Source organism: Nocardioides sp. AX2bis, assembly GCF_902506435.1.
Taxonomy (GTDB): Bacteria; Actinomycetota; Actinomycetes; order Propionibacteriales; family Nocardioidaceae; genus Nocardioides.
The window spans coordinates 1-1,999 of sequence record NZ_LR733250.1; the positions used below are offsets into that span (position 1 = coordinate 1).

Genomic DNA, 1,999 nt, shown 5'->3' on the forward strand with positions numbered 1-1,999 from the left:
ACCACGTCCCCCCTCCCGCCCCTCTCCCCGCACCCGGCTCCTGGCCGGCACGGTGGTGCTCGTCGCGCTCGCGGCCCTCGCGCTGCGCCTCGACGTCGGTGCCCGGACCGACGAGCCCGCCGCCGGCACGGCTGGCACCGGTGCGGCGGCGCGGGGTGGCGACGTGCTGACCGGGGTCAGCCTGGACTGGAGCACCGACAGCCTGGCGGCCTACTCCGAGCGGCTGGGGCGCACGCCCGCGGTCGTGGTGACCTTCGCGGAGGTGCCGCTGCGCGCCGAGGACCTCGCGGCGGTGCAGGGCGTGGTCGACCAGGCCGCGGAGGCCGGCAGCAGCGTGCTGCTGACCCTGGAGCCGAACGCGGGCCTGGCGGCCGTCGACGAGACGGCCACGGCGGACCTGGTCGCGCAGCTGCGGGCGTGGAACGACGCCGGCGTCGAGGTGTTCCTCCGCTACGCGCACGAGATGAACGGGTCGTGGTACCCGTGGGGCCAGCAGCCGGAGGCGTACGTCGCGTCCTTCCGCCAGGTGGCCGCGGCGGTGCACGCCGGCGCCCCGGGGACGCAGATGATGTGGGCGCCGAGCTATGCCGGCGGCTACCCGTTCCTGGGCGGCGGCTACCACGCCGACCCGGCCGCCCCGGGCGTGCTCGACACCGACGGCGACGGCGTGCTGACCGAGCTGGACGACGGCTACGCGCCGTTCTACCCCGGTGACGACGCGGTCGACTGGGTCGGCATGTCGCTCTACCACTGGGGCGAGGACTACCCGTGGGGCGAGAACGAGGTGCCCGCGCCGGACAAGCTGGTCGACCAGCTCAGCGGCACCTACGTCTCGACCACCCGCGACGAGCGGGTCGTGCCGGACTTCCACGGCGAGTACGGCGTGGCCCGCGGCAAGCCGCTCGCGGTGACCGAGACCGCCGCGCTCTACGTGCCCGGCGCCGGCGGCGCCCCGGAGGCCGAGATCAAGGCGGCCTGGTGGGACCAGGTCTGGGACCCGGCGCTGGCCGAGAGGCTCCCCGCGTTGGCGATGGTCAGCTGGTTCGAGTGGGCCAAGACCGAGCCGGAGGTAGCCGGTCAGGTGGACTGGCGCGCCACCGCGGACCCGTCGCTCGCGCAGTCCTACGCCGCCGCCCTCGACCGCTCAGGCCGCGCCCGCTGACGCCGAGATGACGCTCGCGGACAGCCGAGGTGACGCTCGCGGCGCGTCGAGATGACGGTTGCGGCGCGTCGGGGACGCAGAAGCCCCCGCCGGTGACCGGCGGGGGCGTGCGTGCGCGCGGGGCGCGCAGGGGTCCTACGAGGTGCGGTCGGTCAGCGACCGGCGACCTTGCGCTTGAGCTCGGCGCCGGCCTTGAAGGCGGGGGCCGTCGTGGCGGCGACCTGGATGGCCTCGCCGGTCTGGGGGTTGCGGCCGGTGCGGGCGTCACGGTCGCGGGTCTCGAAGGTGCCGAAGCCGGGGATGGTGACCTTGTCGCGGGCGACGAGGGCCTCGGTGATGGCCTCGAGGACGGCGGCGACGGCGCGGTCGGCGGTGGCCTTGTCGACGTCGGCGCGGGTGGCGACGTCCTCGACGAGCTGGCTCTTGTTCATGTGGAACTCCTTGATGTCGCGTGCGATCTCTTCTCGGCACCGTAGCGGCCCAGGGGCCCTGGGCGCGCGCCCGGGGCCTGCTGCGGCGTGGTGCGGAGCCGGGCCAGGGCTCGCCCAGGGCCCGCACGGAGAGGGCCCGGAGTGGGCCGGCACGGGTCCGGTTTGCAAGTTCATGCAGTGCGTCGACCTGCATCTCCGGACCGTGGCGCTGGGGCGCCAGGAGGAGCACAGTGACGTGCGACGGCCCCCCGGCCGTCAGCCCTCCTGTCTCGGGAGGTGCCCACCACGTGGCCGTCCGCGGCCCGCCGGAAGGTGTCTGGAAACCATGAAGAAGACCACCCCCCTCGCTGCCCTGGTCGCGGCCCTCGCCGCCGCCGGCACCCTCGGCGCCGGCCCGGCCTCGGCC

At 75.4% G+C, this 1,999-nt stretch carries 2 protein-coding genes; one reads left to right on the forward strand and one right to left on the reverse strand.

All coding sequences use genetic code 11. From position 1 onward, the window contains the following. Positions 1-1,162: glycoside hydrolase family 26 protein (locus GV155_RS20250; protein WP_160012119.1), on the forward strand; the 1,162-nt coding region annotated here is incomplete at its 5' end. 152 nt (positions 1,163-1,314) lie between these two features. Here the strand turns inward: GV155_RS20250 and GV155_RS20255 are convergent. Then, on the reverse strand, positions 1,315-1,593 hold the full coding sequence (locus GV155_RS20255) for an HU family DNA-binding protein (RefSeq protein ID WP_160012121.1): 279 nt from the start codon (positions 1,591-1,593) through the stop codon (positions 1,315-1,317). Between the last annotated feature and the right edge of the window lie 406 nt (positions 1,594-1,999).